This window comes from Pseudomonas sp. OV226 (assembly GCF_003148705.1).
GTDB lineage: Bacteria > Pseudomonadota > Gammaproteobacteria > Pseudomonadales > Pseudomonadaceae > Aquipseudomonas.
Genome location: NZ_QGGS01000019.1, coordinates 82,271 through 97,116, shown reverse-complemented (window position 1 = coordinate 97,116; position 14,846 = coordinate 82,271). Strand labels below are relative to the sequence as shown.

Genomic DNA, 14,846 nt, shown 5'->3' with positions numbered 1-14,846 from the left:
TCGGTTTCTTTCAGTCCGCGGCTTAGGGAGCCTTGTGAACGAGTAATCACTGGTTTTTCTGGCTTTAATGCCCGGTTTACAGCGTGTGAGGTGCGGTTATTCGGCGCCTTGACTAAGTGATACGGATTTTTGTCTTTGTGCTGTTAAAAGTGATGTGATACAAAATGAGCCTCTATCGGCATCGCTTTGCGAAGATGCCCGGCACTGCGCTTGAAGGAATGTCCAATGACCTGCTACAGCCTCGATGGCTTGACCCCGGTGGTTGATCCCACCGCTTACGTTCATCCGTCAGCCGTACTGATCGGCGATGTGATCGTCGGTGCCCATTGCTACGTCGGGCCGCTGGCGAGTTTGCGCGGGGACTTCGGCCGGATCGTGCTGGAGGAGGGCGCCAATGTGCAGGACACCTGCGTGATGCATGGTTTCCCCGAGAGCGACACGGTGGTCGAGCGCAATGGCCACATCGGGCATGGCGCGGTGCTGCACGGTTGCCGCATCGGCGCCGATGCGCTGGTGGGCATGAACGCCGTGGTGATGGACAACGCACGGATCGGCCCGCGCTCATTCGTGTCGGCGGCGGCGTTCGTCAAGGCCGGGTTCGAATGCCCCGACCAGTCACTGGTGATGGGCGCACCGGCCAGCGTCAAGCGCGGCCTCAGCGACGAAGAAGTGGCGTGGAAGCAGGCGGGCACCCGCGAATATCAACAACTGGCCAAGCGTTGCCTTGAGCGGATGCAAGTTTGCGAGCCACTGACCGAGCCGGAAGCGGATCGACCGCGCATCAATGACAGCGGCTTTCGCCCAAAAGGCAATACCCTGTGAATGCCTCTGTAGCCGCAGCCGAAGGCTGCGTCCGGCTGCGAAGCAGTCGCCATCGGGTCGATACGATCTTCCTGAAACACCGCATGTTCAGGCTTTACGACTGCTTCGCAGCCGGACGCAGCCTTCGGCAGCTGCTACACGGGTACGTGTGAGTCATATGAAACCGGTATATTCCTTTTCTTTTTTCAGCCCGGTACGCCCATGTCGTCCCTGACACCCTTGAACCAATTGATCACCCGCTTCCAGGAGCAGACGCCAATCCGCGCCAGCTCGCTGATCATTACCTTGTACGGCGACGCCATCGAACCCCATGGCGGAACGGTCTGGCTGGGCAGCCTGATTCAATTGCTCGAGCCCATCGGCATCAACGAGCGGCTGATCCGCACGTCGATTTTCCGCCTGACCAAAGAAGGCTGGCTGACCGCCGAGAAAGTCGGGCGCCGCAGCTATTACAGCCTCACCGGCACCGGTCGCCGGCGATTCGACAAGGCGTTCAAACGCGTCTATAGCTCCACTGTCCCTGCGTGGGACGGTTCCTGGTGCCTGGTGATGCTCACGCAACTGACTCAGGACAAGCGCAAACAGGTGCGCGAAGAACTGGAGTGGCAAGGTTTTGGTGCGATTTCGCCGGCGGTGCTGGCGTGTCCGCGCAGTGACCGCAACGATCTCAACGCCACGTTGCTCGACCTCGGCGTTCAGGAAGAGACCATCGTCTTCGAAACCACCGCGCAGGACGTCCTGGCCTCCAAGGCCTTGCGTTTGCAGGTGCGCGAAAGCTGGAACATCGAAGAACTGGCGACCCATTACAGCGAGTTCATTCAACTGTTCCGACCGCTCTGGCAAGCGCTTCGCGAGCAAGAGAACCTGCAACCGAGTGACTGCTTCCTGGCACGCGTCCTGCTTATTCATGAATACCGCAAGCTGCTGTTGCGCGACCCGCAACTGCCGGACGAGTTACTGCCCGGCGATTGGGAAGGTCGGGCCGCTCGCCAGTTGTGCCGCAACATTTACCGGCTGATCTACGCCAAAGCCGAAGAATGGTTGAACAGTGCACTGGAAACCGCCGATGGTCCGTTGCCGGACGTGGGCGAAAGTTTCTATCGACGGTTTGGCGGGCTGAAGTAGCCCGTCATTGTGGTGGGAGTGTGTTGGTTAGGGAGGACCTGTGGATTGGCGTAGATAATAAAAATAAGCCTGCGTGAGGCCCGACATGATTTCTGCAAATGCACAGCGCCGTGATGGATTTGATCAATGGATTCATCAGATCAACCAGATCTGCGGCGCCTTCAATGCGCAAACCCTGGGCGATGAGTTTTCCGGCCAGATTCGCGAATACCAAAGCGGCGCGCTGAAACTCAGTTTTGTCGACGCCTGCCAGGCGCGGTTGTACCGCACACCTGCCGAAGTCGCGGTGGGCGAGGGCGGTAAATACTTTGCGGTGTTCCAACTCGACGGTACGGCAGGCATGGCTCAGGGCGACGACAAGGTGTTGCTGTCGGCCGGTGACATCACCCTGATCGACGCCTCGCGCCCCAGCGACTTCACCTACAGCGAAAACTCCCGGCAGTTGTCGCTGATTTTGCCTGCGCCGTTGATTGAGCAATCCTTGCGCTTCAACCAGATCAAGTGCGGTCACCGGATCGCCGCAACGTCACCGATGGCGATGCTCTCTCACCATCTGATTCTCGATGCCTCGCGCCAGAGCTGCCTCAGCCTGCCCGAAAGTGAGGCGACGCTGGAGGCGATTGTCAGTCTGCTGCGCCCGGCCATCAGCCAAGCCGAAGACAGCAACGATTTGCACGAGCGCATCTTTCGCAAGACGCTGCAATGCATCGACGAGCACATTCGCTCCGAAGAGCTGTGTCCGGAATGGCTGGCGCGGGAAGTTGGCATGTCGGTTCGAGGGTTGTACCGGATCTTTGCCAAGAAGGGCCTGGTGGTCGCGAAATACATCAAGAATCGTCGGCTGGACTTGTGCGCCCAATCCCTGCGCCAATCGCGCACCGAACAGAAACTGTCCGTGCTGGGTTACTCCTGGGGTTTCTCCGATTCGAGTCACTTCTCCACGGCATTCAAATCGCGGTTTGGCATTTCCCCCGGTGAGTACCGAAAAAACCGCGCCTGATCATCCCTCAACTACACCGTAATTCCCCTGTAGGAGCATGGCTTGCCTGCGATGGCGTAGTGTCAGACAGCTTCAATTTATCTGACACCCCGCCATCGCGAGCAGGCTCACTCTTACAGGGGGGGCTACGGCTTGAGCAACTGGCTGAACGCCTCCAGCTCGCTTTTCTCCAGATCGGATACCAGCACAAACCGCATGTGATTCGCTTGCCAGGACACCACGTTAAAACCACGAATGGACTGACTCTGTAGTGGCTTGTCCACCTCCGGCGTGGGCAGGATAAACACGTTGATAATGTGTTTGGCCCGTCCATAACTCAGGGCCGCCGTGGTCTGGTGCTGCAAGTAATCCAGCCGTCCGCCCAACAGCACAAACCCTTGTGCCGAGTAATCGACGACCGGTGGCGAGAAGTCGAGTTTGCCGGTGAACCAAGGCTTCACGGTGTGACGGTCGGACGACACCACATCATTCAAATGCTCACCCATCAACGAGCGGACATGACTGGAGACAGCTTCGTCCATCAACGGCTGTTCGCTGGCCGGCGTAGCCACATAAAGCACCACCGCCAGGCCCAACGCTGCCGCAGAAAAGGCCGGTGCGAACCATGTTCGCCAGCGCTCGACAATGTTTGGGCGCGGGGCCGCAGCGGCGAACACACTGGCGGTCAACGATGCCGGGGCCGTGTAATACGGCGCGTGGCGTTTCACGCCGAGCATCAGCAGCCTCGCCTGATCGTGCAAGCGCGCGCATTCGGCGCATTCGGCCAAATGCCCGGCTACCGTTGCCGTCGTCGGCGGGTCAAGTTCCTTGTCCAGATAGCCGTGCATCAACGTCTGGCAAACCGTGCAGTCGAGTTCATTCATGATCGTGCAACTTCAGTAGTTCGAGCTTGAGCATGGCGCGCGCCCGAGCCAGTCTCGACATGACGGTGCCGATGGGAATATCGACCACCAGGGCGATGTCCTTGTAGGGCAGGTCTTCGAGTTCTTTCAGAACAATCACCTCACGAAATGCCGGCGGCAGGGCGCACAGGGCTTGCTGGATCAGCGCCGCATTTTCCGTATGAATGGCCAGCAGTTCCGGGGTTTGGCCATGACCCAGCGCGGCGTCCTCTTCGGACAACTCATCGCCGATCGCCACCCAATGGCGCCCGGCCGACGCCTTGAGCCAGGTGTAGCTTTCGTTGCGCACGATGGTCAGGAACCACGCCTTGGCGTTGCCATCGGCGAAGCGGTGTAAAAAGCGGAATGCGCGCAGGGCACTTTCCTGGACGACATCGCGCGCGGCGCTGTCGTTGCCGGTGAGCCAGCGCGCGAGGTTGTAGGCCGCGTCCAGGTGGGGCGCAAACAGTTCCTCAAATCGCTTCATAGTGGTTCCCGCACTGTCCCACCTCTATAACCGCGCTACTCCGCATTTTATTCCCGAAAAAAACAACTTTTCCAACACACAACTCATTTCCCTGTAGCCGCTGTCGAGGCACGAGGCTGCGTTGGGCTGCGTAGCGGCCCCCGAAGGGCGGTCCAGCGGACACGCAACGCAGCCTCGTGCCTCGACAGCGGCTACAGACGTTCAATGTCGTGGAATAAAACGCCGTCCTGATGGGTTGTACCTCGTGTCAGCACCATCACTGTAGTTCGCCAGCGAGGGAAAACCGATGGACATTCAATCAAGACACCCGCTTCGCACCGACGGCCCGCTCAACCCCGACCGCCGGACACTGCTGAAATGCTCGGCGTGGGCCGGAGCGGGGGTCATCTGGGCCTTGAGCGGCGGCATTCCCCGGGCCTTTGCCCTGGATGCGACGGGCAACGTTTCCGACCCCAAGGCACTGGCCAGCACCTTCCACTTCGTGCAGATAAGCGACTCGCACATCGGCTTCAACAAGGAGGCCAACCCGGAACCGGTGAAGACCTTGCAGGTGGCGATCGACAAGGTCATCGCGCTGCCAAAACCACCGTCGCTGATTCTGCATACCGGCGATATCACCCACCTGTCCAAACCCGAGGAATTTGACACGGCCGCGCAACTGCTCAAGGGCCTGCCGTCCACCGTGCACTACGTCCCGGGGGAGCATGACACTCTCGACGAGGGCGGCGGCAAGCTCTACCTGGAGCGTTACGGCAAGGGCACCAAAGGCAATGGCTGGTACAGCTTCGACGACCACGGCGTGCATTTTATTGCGCTGGTGAATGTCTTCAATTTCCAGGCGGGCCGTGAAGCGACCCTTGGCGCCGATCAACTGGCTTGGCTGGCCGATGATTTGCGCGCCGTGACCAGCAGCACGCCCATCGTGGTGTTTACCCACATCCCGTTGTGGACGGTTTATCAGCCGTGGGGCTGGGGCACCGAGGATGGCGATCAGGCGATTGCCATGCTGCGCAAGTACGGTTCGGTGACGGTGTTGAACGGGCATATCCACCAGGTCATCCAGAAAGTCGAAGGCAATATCACCTTCCACACCGCCCGTGGCACCGCTTATCCACAACCCGCACCGGGTGCGGCACCGACGCCTGGGCCGATGACGGTGGCGGCTGATCAGCTGCGCAATTACCTGGGGATCACCGATGTGCGAGCGACGCAGGGTGATCATCCGCTGGCGCTGATCGATTCGACACTGGTTTAGGGGAGGATACTCGGATGAAAAAGCGACTGTTGGCTGCGGCCTGCCTGATGCTGTCGATGCCGGTGTGGGCTCAGGAGGTGAAAATCGATATCAAGGAGTTCATGTTCGGGCCCAAGGATTTGAATGTGGCCGTGGGCACCAAAGTGACGTGGGTGAACGACGACCAGATTCCGCACACGGTGGCGGAAACCCACAAGGTGTTTCGCTCAGGAGCGCTGGACACCAATGACAGCTTTTCCTGGGTGTTCAATACGCCGGGAGAGTTTGAATATTTTTGTGCGCTGCATCCGCAGATGATTGGGAAGATTGTGGTTAGCCAGTGATGCTGCAAATACCTAGAACAACCCCGGACCCCTGTGGGAGCGAGCTTGCTCGCGATAGCGGTGTGTCAGATTACGTAGATGTTGACTGACACTCAGCCATCGCGAGCAAGCTCGCACAAGTTCTATGTGTGTAGTTACTGCGGGGCGTTGAGGTTCAACGTCGGCGTCTCGTCAAAGAAGTTCCACGGCTTCAACAGCACGTGAACCCACTCGGTCGGCATGATCGGCCATTCCTCGGCCCGCGCAATGTGCGTGGTGCCGGTGGTCAGCCAGACCACATCGTCCGAGTTTTCGATGGACTGGTTATCCGCGGTGAACTGCCCGAGCCCGGAGTCTTTATCCGAACGGTTCGGGTATTTGCCTTCCGGGTACTTCTCCTGCGGATCGTAGCGCGTCACCCACAGTTGTTTGTCCATGAAGCTGAGGCGGTGATAGAGCCATTCGTCCTTGCCGAAGTTGGCGCCCTTGGCCACCGGGTGCGTGCCGCCGGCATACGGAATCAACTGATAGGAAACCGGATTGCCGACTTTGTTTTCCTTGCTGAAGTTGGTCATCAGGCGAACGGTCGAAGGGTCGAATTTCTGTGCAGCTTGCTGTTCGTTGCTGACCACGTTGTGCTCGGTCTGCATCGTGCTGGTGCGCGGGCCGCCACGGTCGTTGGGCAGTACCACCGGGTTCACTTCAACCAGCGAGTTGCTTTCGCCATCCACGTCCATGTCCAGGCGGAAGTTATAGATGTGCTGGTGCGTGGTGCCGACGATGTTGTGGTCCAGCAGGGTGCCGTAGCGCGTGTCTTCCTTGGCCGTGGCTTCGTGCATGGTCTTGGACTGCACGCCCTTGACCGCTTCGATCCCGGTGGCGCCGGCATCGATGCCGATGGTGCCGTTTTGCTGGAAGACCCAATCGACGATGTAGTCGTAGTTGCCCACGGTGCTGATCCAGCGCACCACCAGTTCACGCCGCTCGGTGCTGAGGTTGGGCTGGCCCATTTCCTGGTGTTTGTATTCCGGGCCGGCGTAGCGTTCGAACACCGCTATGGCGCGGGGAATCGACTGCGGCGCGCCGGTGTAGTCGGCGATTGTGGCGTCGAGCAGCACGGCGTTTTGCGGGGCGTCTTTGCCGCGGGCAATCGGCGAAGTCAGGGTACCCATGCCGTATTCGCCTGAGTCCAGGTAAGCCTTGAAGTACCAGCCGGCGTCGGGGTCGCCGTAAGGCACGATCATCCCGCCCAGCGAGCCTTCGTACATGATTTTGCGTTTCTTGCCCTTATCGTCGTACGTGACGGTGGACAGGATCGGGCCGACCCGCGAATCGAGGCGAACATGGAAGTCCCAGTTCTGCCAGTGAATGCTGTTGCCGGTGATGGTGTAGTTTTTCCCTTCCGGCTCGATGATTTCCAGCGGCTTGACCTGCACACCCTTGCGGCCACGGCCGTCGTACGGCGTCGGCTTCATCGGTACAGGAATCAGTGCCTCGTCTTCGATCTTGATCAGCTTCTTTTGCTCAAGGTCGACAATCGCCACCAGGCCCTCGATCGGGTGCGCCCAGTAGTTGCCGTCATCGGTGTTGAGGTAGCTGACGATTTTCAGCAGGCGTTTGTCCTGCGTCAGCCCGTCCTTGCCATCGAAGTAACCGACCGTCAGCGGCGTGGCGACGACCTTCTTCACATCATTGATGCCACGCTTGGCCAAGGCTTGCGCGTACTCGGGGCTGTTCTCGACGGCCGACTGCACGGTGGCGAAATCGTCCAGCAGGACCATGCCGTGTGCACCTTCGATCGGCTTCCAGGACTTGAGCGCCTTGGCGTCGAGATCGACCAACGCTTCAATCACGTGCTTGCCGTCCAGCACCACGATGTTGGCCTGGCGCGGTTGCGTGACATTCTGGCCAGTGAAGACGAAGTTCCAGACCTGATCCTTGGGCGGCTCATTGACGGAGACTTCGGTGAAACGAAAGCCGGGTTGGTAATGCTCGGACTGCTTGACGATGTCCACCGCTGCCTTGATTTCGTCCGCGCTCAACGGGTTGAGCGGGTTAGGGCGGGTTTCGACGACAAAGGTTTTATCCAGGCCGGACTGGAACACCTGATTGATGAAGTCCTTCGACATGTACGCGGTGTTGTGTTTGAACACCACCGGGACCGACAGCTCCATGCGCTTGCCATTGAGCATGGCGACTTTGCTGTCCGGTTTGACCTTGAGGTAGACACCGTCCTTGGCAATCACGAACAGGTTGGCGTAACTGTCCCATTTGACCGTGGCGCCAAACTCTTCAAGAGTCGATTGCAGCGGCACCATCTCGGCAGCCCCGCCGTGGGCCTGTGCGCTAGACATCAAACCCGGCAAGCCGAAGGTACTCAGGGAAATGGCCAGCGCGAGCCGGGCCAGTGGTTTTCTTTTTAACGAGACAATGGAGGTGAACATTTCTGAGTTCCTTGGTAAACCGGTGACAGCACAGCACACTTTGCTACAGCCAGTGGATGGCTTCTTGTGAATTCCTGCCAGATTTCTGTTTCTGCGTGCCTAAATGAGCGGTTGACCAAGGTTAATCCACAAACAACAACCTGGCGTCGGCCGGCTTCCAGTTGGCCTGATCTGTCGCATAATGAATACGCGTGTCTTGGCTTCCAACGTTAACGTAATCAAGTGGGTCGTACATTGATCGAACGACGGCAATTCAGCGGCGGCATGAAAGGCAAAAACCTCCGCTACCTCAATGAGCATTCCAACGCGCCGGCGCAACTGACGCGAACCGGTTTTTTGCTGCTCGAACACTTTTCGCTGCCGGCGTTCACGCAAGCGCTGGACACGATTGTCACGTCCAACCTGCTACGCCCCGGGTTGTTCTCGTCCCGCACGTTTGGCTTGAATGACGGGGAGGTGGTCAGCGATCTGGGGTTGGTCATTCGACCCGATGCCCGATTCAATGCGGGGGCGCTTCAACAGCTGGATCTGCTGGTCATTTGTGGCGGCTACCGGACTGAACTGAAGGCAAGCGATGAACTGATCAGCGTGCTCAAGGCTGCGGCAGAGCAGGGCATCACCCTGGCCGGACTGTGGAACGGCGCGTGGTTTCTGGGCAGCGCCGGCCTGCTGGACGGCTACCGTTGCGCCATTCATCCAGAGCACCGGCCTGCGCTGGCGGAGGTTTCCAAGGCTGCTCATGTCACCAGCGAGCCCTTTGTGATTGACCGGGACCGACTCACGGCGTCCAGCCCTGCGGGGGCTTTCCATATGGCGCTGGACTGGATCAAGGGGCTGCACGATAAAGCGCTGGTCGAGGGTATCGAGGACATTCTGGCTTTCGAAGAATCTCGCTACCGGCGCATCAAACCGGCGGAAAACATCTGCGTGAGCGCGCCGTTGCGTGAGGTGGTCAAGCTGATGGACGCCAACCTCGAAGAACCTTTGGAGCTGGAACAACTGGCGGTCTACGCCGGGCGTTCACGTCGCCAGCTCGAGCGCTTGTTCAAGGAGCAACTGGGCACCACGCCGCAGCGCTATTACATGGAGCTGCGCATCACCGAAGCGCGTCGACTGCTTCAGCACACGGAGTTGTCCCAGGTGGACGTGTTGGTGGCGTGCGGGTTTGTTTCGCCGAGCCATTTCAGCAAGTGCTACAGCTCGTATTTTGGCTACCGGCCGTCCAAGGAAACACGGCTCGTCAAATAAACAGCCATGCCCTCTCCCCGGCAGGAGAGGGCGGTTGTTCACCTTAAGTGTGATGAATCTCGCGGTCCTTGGTTTCCGGCAGGAAGAACGTGCCGAGTACGGCCGTCATCACCGCGATCACGATCGGATACCACAGCCCGTAATAGATATCCCCCGTGGCCGCGACCATGGCGAAGGCCACCGTGGGCAGAAAACCGCCGAACCAGCCGTTGCCGATGTGGTACGGCAGCGACATCGAGGTGTAGCGGATGCGTGCCGGGAACAGCTCCACCAGCCAGGCGGCTATCGGGCCGTAGACCATGGTCACGTAGATCACCAGGATGGTCAGCATCAGCAACACCATCGGGTAGTTGGTCTTCGCCGGGTCAGCCTTTTCAGGGTAACCGGCGTCCTTGAGGGCGGTGCCTAGGGTGGCGACGAAGGCATCGTTCCTGGCCTTGAAGTCGGCGGCCGGCAGGCTGGTGCCCTCGAAGCTCGGCACCACCTTGTCGCCGATGCGGACCTGCGCGACGGTACCCGGTTCGGCCTTCTCGTTTTTGTAGGGGATGGCTTTCTTCGCCAGCACGCTCTTGGCGAGGTCGCAGGAACTGGTGAATCTGGCCTTGCCCACCGGGTCGAACTGGAACGAGCACTGGCCGGGATCGGCGATCACCGTCACCGGGTTCTTTGCCTGCGCGGCGAACACGTCGGGGTTACCGTATTGGGTCAACGCATGGAAGATCGGGAAGTAGGTCACCGCCGCGAGGATGCAGCCGGCCATGATGATGCCTTTGCGGCCGATGCGGTCGGACAGGCTGCCGAATATGACGAAGAACGGCGTGCCGATCAGCAGCGAACCGGCGATCAACAGGTTGGCGGTTTGCGGGTCGATCTTGAGCATCTGCAACAGAAAAAATAGCGCATAGAACTGCCCGGTGTACCAGACCACCGCCTGGCCGGCCGTACCGCCGAGCAAGGCCATGATGACGATTTTCAGGTTGCCCCAGCGGGCGAAGGACTCGGTCAGCGGTGCCTTGGAGGCTTTGCCTTCCGCCTTCATTTTCTTGAACACCGGCGACTCGCTCAGTTGCAGGCGGATGTACACCGAGACGATCAGCAGCAGGATCGAGAGCAGGAATGGAATCCGCCAGCCCCAGGCCTCGAACGCTTCGGTGCCGAGCAGGGTGCGGCAGGCGAGAATCACCAGCAGCGAAAGAAACAGGCCCAGGGTCGCCGTGGTCTGGATCCACGACGTAAAGTAACCGCGCTTGCCGGGCGGCGCATGTTCAGCCACGTACGTCGCGGCGCCGCCGTACTCACCGCCCAGGGCCAGGCCTTGCAGCAGGCGCAGGCTGATCAGGATGACCGGCGCTGCCACGCCGATGGTGGCGTAGCCCGGTAGAAAGCCGACGATGGCGGTGGAAATACCCATGATGACAATGGTGATCAGGAAGGTGTGCTTGCGTCCGATCATGTCACCCAGCCGACCGAACACGATGGCGCCGAAAGGCCTTACGGCGAAGCCTGCGGCGAACGCGAGCAGTGCGAAGATGAAGGCCGTGGTCTCATTGACCCCCGCGAAGAAGTGCTTGGCGATGATGGCGGCGAGGGAGCCGTAAAGGTAGAAGTCGTACCATTCGAAAACGGTGCCCAGGGAAGAGGCAAAAATGACCTTGCGCTCCTCTTTGGTGATCCCGCGTTTGGGCGTGCTGCCCGTGGTTGTGCTGTCGATTACGGCCATGAGTGTTCTCCGTCTTGCTCTTGTTATAGGCCGGAGTACCTCACACCATTTACCGCACCCAGGCCCTGGGGCTGATGTCGTCGGATTGCAAATTGCACGAAGTCTGGATGCAGCTGACCGCCTCGGATAGGTGCCGGGTTAGTTGAAGCATAATCACCTTCGCGTAGATATCCACTCGCCATCACGCAGACTACAAATCAGTGCCCCAAAAAAACCGAAAACCTTCGTAATGCTCAAGCCAAAGCGAACCCTGTAGCAGCAGGCTTCGCCAGTTGCTACAGATTGTGGGTTCCTTAAAGGCCGGTGCTTACAGCAGCGAGATCGTGTAATTGACGATAAAGCGATTCTGGTCGACGTTGCGCCCGGCGTCCGTATTGGACTTGGCGTTACGCACGGTAAAGCCCAGGCCCTTGAGCGTGCCCGATTGCAGTACGTAGTCCAGGGTCATGTCGCGCTCCCACTCGGACTGGTCACTGGCGTTGCGGGCCTTGATGTCCGTGCCTTTGAGGTACGCCACAGAGGCTTTCAATCCTGGAATGCCCAGGGGCGCGAAGTCATAGGTGTACTGACCGAAATTAGTCTGCTCACCGGCGCGGGCAAAGTTCTGGATCATCTTGTCCGTGGGCAGGTAAACGCTGCCGCCACCCGCGCCCTTGTCCACCAGGCTGCCCTGGTTGGGCTGGACGAAGTTGCTGCCGTCGCTCACGCGTTGATGCCCCAAAGACACCGCATGACCCCCGTTCACATAGGTGATCATCGCGGACCAGGTGTTGTTGTCGATCTCACCGTTGTTGTTCTCGGTGAAACCGGACATGCCATAACCTTGCGCCCGGCCGGCGGCGGTGCTGTTGGCGCCGGTCGAGGTCGAGTTGAAGTAGCGCAGGTCGGTGGTGAGCGAGCTTTTGCTGTCAATCGGCAGGACGTGGACCAGCCCCAGGAAGTTCTGGTTGTAGAAGTCTTCCAGCTGCGCGAAGTAGTACTGGGCCTTCAAGTCTTTGGTGATGCTGTAGTCGCCACCGGCGTAGTAGAACTTGTTGCTGTCCTGAGTCGCGCCAGGCACTGACAAACCGGTACGGTCGGTGGAGGCTCGGCCGACCGCGTGTTCAATCACGCCACTGGTCAGGGTCAGGCCATCGATGTCGTTCGAGGTGACTTGGGCACCGGTGAACGACTGCGGCAATACCCGGGCATCGTTGGCAATGAGGATCGGCAACTTTGGCAGCAGGGTGCCGTAGCGAAATTCTGTTTTTGAAATGCGCATCTTCGCCGTCGGGCCGAAGCTGCTCCAGGCGTCAGCCGCACCGTCGCCGTCAGTCGGGATCATGCCGCTGCCGACATGCCGGCCTGCGCCACTGTCCAGCGTGATGCCCTGCAGCGCCTGCGCATCCAGCCCGAACCCGACCGCGCCTTGCGTAAACCCGGATTCATAGCGCAGCACCAAACCCTGGGCCGCTTCTTCGGTTTTCGAGGGGGCGGCGGTGCCGTCGCGGTAGTCGCTGTTGAAATACAAAGTGCGCATCGAGAGGGTGGCTTTACTGTCTTCCAGAAAGCCGTGCGCGGCGGTGTCTGCTGCCTGCGCGCACATGGAACTGGCGGCCAGCAAGAGGGCGGTGGGGACTGCTCGTTGGTACATACGGTGCTCCTGGTGAATTCTTATGATTGTTCTGGAGGTTCACCGCCAACCCGAAACCGGCGCGCAACAGGGCGCACCCGATGAGCGACCCTGAACATCAGGCCGTCGGGATGACGTTTTTTTTTGGTTCGACCGGAATACGGTTAAATCAGGCAGGAAAGTCCGAAGGACAGGGTCATGCGGTACTCCTCGAAAGGGTCACGTCGAATGGATTGTGAAACTCTTAAAACATTTCGAGAGGTGATTTTCAAACGAGGCGAAAGTAATTTTCGTGGAGGGATAAGGCTTGTCGTACAGAGGTATGGGGCGTCGGTGTTTTTGAAACTCGGCCGGGCGGATTTTCATCCATCTGCGCCTGCTGGCGTTCAGTCAGATGGGGAGGTCAACTGAACAGGAACGTTTGCAGGCGATCGAGTGGGCCTCGGTGTAATCGGAGACTGAAATCGGCAGACCAGGATTGTTTCGCAGCGCTGTCTTCAAGCGCTCCTGACCCATTTATAGAGTCGTTTCAGGTTGTCCAGATAGTTCCAGGCCAAGGTAGACCCAATGGCAACGCCAACCAGGCCAAACTTGAACACGGTTTGCTGCCAGTCATGGGACTCGTCGAGTACCAAATGGCCAAGCCAGTAAGCGTCCAACGAATAGTGTGTTCTGTAAGTAATCAAAAAGGCGATCAGGCAAAGCCCTAAAGACAAACAGAACAGAATGAATCCAAACCGGTTGACCGGTTTTTCAAGTTTTTTCAGGTTCATGCGCGGGACTTCCTTATCGAAAAGCCCAGCATTCAATCAATCCCGACCCGCAAAATCAATCCGTTGCGAGAACAATGGCATTAACGCTCCTTGATGGTAGTGTTTGCGTGATTTTATGGATTGCTACTCAATTGATGGAGTTGTCGCTATGGCCGAAAAGATTCTGAAGTCCAAACTGGTCAATTTTCTGATGGCCGACGTCGAGGTGAATTACGCCAATGTCAGCGATGTGTACGCCGTCGCCGAGAGTGGTGATGTGGACGTGTTGGCCGGGGTGCTGGAAGCATTCAAGGAAGCATACGGTGGGTTGTGGGTGGGCGGGAAACTGGAGGTGACCCCAACCGTGGTTCGCTTGAACGCCAATGCCATGAACCGCCTCGTTCAGGATGGCACGCTGGACATTGAGCTCCCGCTGGCATGGGTCCGAAAGGTCAGCGTTGAAGGTGGTTTTATGACGAAGATCGTCCGGCTGGACACCGACGCCGGCAGCGTTAAATTTCGCTGTTTTGGAGCGAAGGACGTGGCCTCGCTGATAGAGAAAATGACACTTCAGTGAATTACGAGCCAAACCGGGCAGATGGAGAAAGCTGAGATCAGCCGTCTCGATGCTTGAAGGGGTTTTATCAACGACAAGGAGTCCGTTCATGAAGATGAACATGTTGGTGCCAGAGATGATCGTCTCTGACTTGCAACGAAGCCTGGTGTTTTACTGCCAGGTTCTGGGTTTCCAGGTTGAATACGAAAGGCCTGAAGATAAATTCACCTTTTTGTCTTTTCAAGGCAGCCAATTGATGCTGGAACAAGATGATCTGCAAGCATCTCCATGGCGCGTTGGCCCTCTAGTGGCACCCTATGGCCGAGGGATGAATCTGTCGATTCAATGCTCTGATAGCAAAGCGTTGGCTAGCGCCCTCGAAGAGGCCGGTATTGAATTGCGCAGACCCATTCAAGAGTGCTGGTACCGAGATAACGAGCGCCTGCACGGTGAGCTTAATTTCCTGGTACTTGATCCAGATGGCTATCTATTGCGGTTCACTCAAAGCCTGGGAATCAGGGCGGTCGAGCATCATGTAACAGCCTGAGAGCATGATGTTGCGTAGCGTGAGGGCTGAGGATTTTAATGTTCATTTCTGGTCGTTTTCTGCCTGTCGTGATGGGCAGCAAACAAGCCGAAGCC

Annotated in this window: 14 protein-coding genes; 8 read left to right on the top strand and 6 right to left on the bottom strand. The window is 58.5% G+C overall.

The window, feature by feature from the left end:
* Positions 1-225: 225 nt before the first annotated feature.
* From paaY to feaR, 3 genes are all read left to right on the top strand, one after another.
* Positions 226-822 carry a phenylacetic acid degradation protein PaaY gene (gene paaY / locus C7534_RS24200; protein ID WP_109787283.1) on the top strand — a complete coding sequence of 199 codons (597 nt, stop codon included), beginning with the start codon at positions 226-228 and terminating at the stop codon, positions 820-822.
* A 201-nt stretch (positions 823-1,023) separates the two neighbouring features.
* Complete coding sequence (gene paaX, locus C7534_RS24195) at positions 1,024-1,947, top strand: phenylacetic acid degradation operon negative regulatory protein PaaX (RefSeq protein WP_046032676.1); 924 nt, start codon at positions 1,024-1,026, stop codon at positions 1,945-1,947.
* 85 nt (positions 1,948-2,032) lie between these two features.
* Positions 2,033-2,947, top strand: coding sequence for a transcriptional regulator FeaR (feaR, locus tag C7534_RS24190; protein ID WP_109787282.1), 915 nt, complete (start codon positions 2,033-2,035; stop codon positions 2,945-2,947).
* Positions 2,948-3,072: 125 nt separating this feature from the next.
* Here the strand turns inward: feaR and C7534_RS24185 are convergent, their stop codons facing one another.
* Both C7534_RS24185 and C7534_RS24180 read right to left on the bottom strand, forming a co-directional pair.
* Entirely contained in the window at positions 3,073-3,810 is a 738-nt protein-coding gene (locus C7534_RS24185) for an anti-sigma factor family protein (RefSeq protein ID WP_109787281.1), read from the bottom strand.
* Complete coding sequence (locus tag C7534_RS24180; RefSeq protein WP_046032679.1) at positions 3,803-4,315, bottom strand: sigma-70 family RNA polymerase sigma factor; 513 nt, start codon at positions 4,313-4,315, stop codon at positions 3,803-3,805. The genes C7534_RS24185 and C7534_RS24180 overlap by 8 nt, the downstream gene beginning before the upstream one ends.
* Before the next feature lie 286 nt (positions 4,316-4,601).
* On the opposite strand from C7534_RS24180, the gene C7534_RS24175 reads away from it, so the two are divergent.
* Complete coding sequence (locus C7534_RS24175) at positions 4,602-5,570, top strand: metallophosphoesterase family protein (protein WP_077431711.1); 969 nt, start codon at positions 4,602-4,604, stop codon at positions 5,568-5,570.
* Between the two features lie 14 nt (positions 5,571-5,584).
* On the top strand, positions 5,585-5,893 hold the full coding sequence (locus tag C7534_RS24170) for a cupredoxin domain-containing protein (protein WP_046032681.1): 309 nt from the start codon (positions 5,585-5,587) through the stop codon (positions 5,891-5,893).
* A 134-nt stretch (positions 5,894-6,027) separates the two neighbouring features.
* Here the strand turns inward: C7534_RS24170 and tynA are convergent, their stop codons facing one another.
* Positions 6,028-8,316 carry a primary-amine oxidase gene (gene tynA / locus C7534_RS24165; RefSeq protein WP_109787280.1) on the bottom strand — a complete coding sequence of 763 codons (2,289 nt, stop codon included), beginning with the start codon at positions 8,314-8,316 and terminating at the stop codon, positions 6,028-6,030.
* A 264-nt stretch (positions 8,317-8,580) separates the two neighbouring features.
* Here tynA and C7534_RS24160 point away from each other — a divergent pair, with 264 nt between their 5' ends.
* The gene (locus C7534_RS24160; protein WP_177412275.1) at positions 8,581-9,564 is read left to right on the top strand and encodes a GlxA family transcriptional regulator; all 984 of its coding nucleotides are present in this window, start codon (positions 8,581-8,583) and stop codon (positions 9,562-9,564) included.
* A gap of 43 nt (positions 9,565-9,607) precedes the next feature.
* Here C7534_RS24160 and C7534_RS24155 read toward each other — a convergent pair whose 3' ends face one another.
* From C7534_RS24155 to C7534_RS24145, 3 genes are all read right to left on the bottom strand, one after another.
* The gene (locus C7534_RS24155; RefSeq protein WP_109787278.1) at positions 9,608-11,284 is read right to left on the bottom strand and encodes an MFS transporter; all 1,677 of its coding nucleotides are present in this window, start codon (positions 11,282-11,284) and stop codon (positions 9,608-9,610) included.
* Between the two features lie 307 nt (positions 11,285-11,591).
* Positions 11,592-12,917 (bottom strand): OprD family porin, encoded by a 1,326-nt coding sequence (locus C7534_RS24150; protein WP_109787277.1) that lies wholly within the window; start codon positions 12,915-12,917, stop codon positions 11,592-11,594.
* Between the two features lie 476 nt (positions 12,918-13,393).
* Complete coding sequence (locus tag C7534_RS24145) at positions 13,394-13,669, bottom strand: hypothetical protein (protein WP_109787276.1); 276 nt, start codon at positions 13,667-13,669, stop codon at positions 13,394-13,396.
* Positions 13,670-13,817: 148 nt separating this feature from the next.
* Between C7534_RS24145 and C7534_RS24140 the strand changes: the two genes are divergently transcribed.
* Both C7534_RS24140 and C7534_RS24135 read left to right on the top strand, forming a co-directional pair.
* Positions 13,818-14,225, top strand: a complete 408-nt coding sequence (locus C7534_RS24140; RefSeq protein ID WP_109787275.1) for a hypothetical protein — start codon at positions 13,818-13,820, stop codon at positions 14,223-14,225.
* Positions 14,226-14,313: 88 nt separating this feature from the next.
* Positions 14,314-14,751, top strand: coding sequence for a bleomycin resistance protein (locus C7534_RS24135; protein ID WP_109787274.1), 438 nt, complete (start codon positions 14,314-14,316; stop codon positions 14,749-14,751).
* Positions 14,752-14,846: the final 95 nt, after the last annotated feature.